This window comes from Streptomyces sp. NTH33 (genome assembly GCF_003236365.1).
Classification (GTDB): domain Bacteria; phylum Actinomycetota; class Actinomycetes; order Streptomycetales; family Streptomycetaceae; genus Streptomyces.
In genome coordinates this window covers 1-1,986 of record NZ_POTZ01000781.1, presented here as the reverse complement: position 1 = coordinate 1,986, position 1,986 = coordinate 1, and the positions used below count along the sequence as shown (strand labels likewise).

Genomic DNA, 1,986 nt, shown 5'->3' with positions numbered 1-1,986 from the left:
GGTCGAGCTGCCAGGGGTGGGCGGGCAGCAGCCGGTAGCCGGGCGGGGCCTGGCCGAGGGCGTCGAGCGCCGAGGTGTCGCCCTCCTCGGCGACCAGGTCCTCGCGCACGGCGAGCAGCACCAGCGGAAAGCGGGCGTGCGCCTCGGGCGCGTACGGCAGCCAGGAGGCGACCGGGCCTCCGCCGCGCGCCTTGGGCGCCGGGTGGTACGGGTGGCCGGTGACGAGGGCCTGCTCGGACCGGACGTACGGGTCCTCGGGCACCGCCGCCCGGTCGCGGGCGGCGAGCAGCGCCGCCACCGCGACCCGGCTGTCGATCATCTCGGCGGGCAGCTCGTCGTTGGACAGGCCCGTGTGCCGGCGCAGCTCCTCGGCCACCAGTTTGACCAGTTCCGTGTGGCCGACGCGCTGCCAGCCGCCCGCCGCGTACACCTCCGGCCCGACGGGCCGCCGCCCGCCGCCGACCCGCAGCAGCCGGCCGCCGCCCGGAAGCCGGTACACCCGCCGCCCGTCCGGGTCCGGGTACGGCTGGGCCACCTCCCGGATCAGGCAGTTGAGCAGGGGGGCGGCCGCGCAGGCGTCGGCGCGCCCGGCGATGTCGTCGCCGGGGGGCGTGAGCTCCATGGGTTCCAGTCGGTCCATCCGGTCCATTCGGTCCCTACGTCCGCACGGTGCAAAGGTGATCAGTATGTCTGCCCGGCGCGCGCTACCGTGACGCCCGACCCGTACCGGAGGAGCCAGATCGTGCACCGTTCCCCGACCGCCGAGACCGAGGTCGCCGAGGAGCTGGCCGCCGTGCGCCCCGGCCTCGTCCCACGGTACGCGGCACAGCTGTGCGGTGCGCGGGCCGCCGTACTGACCCGGCTGTGGCGGGCGCTCGCCTTCGAGCCGCTGCCGTGGATCACCGGCCGGGAGCGGGTACGGGACGGGCTCGTCCTGCGGCTTTCCGACGGCCGCCGGCTGCAGGGCCCGCCGGCGGACCCGTACGCCACGGCCGCGTACGTCACCGCCGTGCTCCTGGACGGGACGGCCCACGACGATCCGGCACGCCTGATGACGGACCTCGCCGTGCCGCACGGCGGCTCTCTCGCCGCCGAACTGGGCCACAGCGTGGCCTCGTTGGCGCTGTCCCGGGCCGATCGGCCGACCCCCGCCGAGGCTCACCCGAAGGAGTGGCCGGTGGAGGACTGGGAGGGGGAGCAGAGGGTGGTCGACGGCCACCCCTTCCACCCCAACTGCCGTTCCCGGCCGGGCTTCTCGGTGGCCGAGCAACTGGCGTACGGGCCCGAGCACCGGCCGTCGGTCGGGCTGGGGCTGGTGCCGGTGCGGACGGCACGGACGGCACGGAGGACACGGACGGCACGGACCTCTTCCTGAAGTTCAGTCTGGACGTGCGCATCACCAACGACGTACGGCGGTTGTGGCGGCACGACCTGCTGAGGCTGCGCCGTACGGACACGGCGGCGGCGACCGCCTTCGCCGGGCTGGACGGCCGGGCGGCCTGGCTGCGCGACCGCGGCTACCGCACCGCCGCCTTCGCCTTCGAGGAACTGGCCGTCGTCGTCCGCGACGGGCTGGGCCGGCACGTGCTGCCCGGCGCGACCCCGCTGCTCGCCGCGGCCCTCGCCGAGGGCTTCGACGGCAACCCGCTGGACGGCCCGGCGGACCCGGCGGTGTGGTGGGAGGCGTATCTGCGCCAGGTCGTGCCCCCGGCCCTCGGGGTCTTCGCCCGGCACGGCGTCGTCCTGGAGGCCCACCTGCAGAACTCCCTGGTCGCCGTGGACGCCGCCGGCCTCCCCGTACAGGCGCTGTTCCGGGACGCCGAGGGCGTCAAACTGCTGCCGGACGTGACCCGGGCCGCCGGATGGGAGCGGCTGGTCTACTGCCTGGTCGTCAACCACCTCGGCGAGATCGCCGCCGCCCTCGCCGAACGCCACCCGGGTCTGGACCCCTGGCCCGCCGTCCGCCGCGAACTCGCCCGCCACGAC

1 protein-coding gene and 1 pseudogene are annotated in these 1,986 nt (G+C 75.9%); one reads left to right on the top strand and one right to left on the bottom strand.

Going from position 1 to position 1,986, the window contains the following annotated elements; all coding sequences use genetic code 11:
* The coding region (locus tag C1I97_RS36175) for an IucA/IucC family protein (RefSeq protein WP_181447079.1) at positions 1 to 649 on the bottom strand (649 nt) is incomplete at its 3' end.
* Positions 650 to 742: 93 nt separating this feature from the next.
* On the opposite strand from C1I97_RS36175, the pseudogene C1I97_RS42805 reads away from it, so the two are divergent.
* Positions 743 to 1,986: pseudogene (locus C1I97_RS42805) on the top strand (IucA/IucC family C-terminal-domain containing protein); the annotation flags it as partial.